Below are 425 nucleotides of genomic sequence, written 5' to 3'. Positions count from 1 at the left end.
ACTGCGATACCAACGGCGGGATCATCTTTAACAAGGCCTGGGGCAAAATGATCTGCCACATAGCCTGCCAGTAAGTCATTCCCGTGGAACGTGCACCTTCCATCTGACCGGGATCCACAGCGATGATCCCACTGCGGACGATCTCAGCTAACATCGCCGATTCAAAGACCACTAAGGCTGTGATCGCCGCTGACATTGGTGTCATCCGTAGACCTAACCTCGGTAACGCAAAGTAGGTGAAAAAAATGATCAGTAGTAACGGCAAATTCCGTAAGATATCGATCACGAATCCCACGACTGCCGAAACATACTTAAAGCCGACATAACGGATGATCCCCAAGATCAAACCGATCACAAAACTTAAGACGATCGAGATCACAGAAACTTCCAAGGTAACACCTAAACCGGCCAACAAAAATTTGAGA

General features: G+C 48.0%; 1 protein-coding gene. It reads right to left on the bottom strand.

What is annotated here, in order from left to right:
- Positions 1-425, bottom strand: a 425-nt coding sequence (locus LACPOB_RS13060; protein WP_017867981.1) for an amino acid ABC transporter permease, incomplete at both ends; no start/stop codon positions are given.

Origin of the sequence: Ligilactobacillus pobuzihii E100301 = KCTC 13174, from assembly GCF_000349725.1 — a bacterium.
GTDB lineage: Bacteria > Bacillota > Bacilli > Lactobacillales > Lactobacillaceae > Ligilactobacillus > Ligilactobacillus pobuzihii.
The sequence above is the reverse complement of the archived record's forward strand: the minus strand, read 5'-3'. Positions and strand labels throughout refer to the sequence as shown.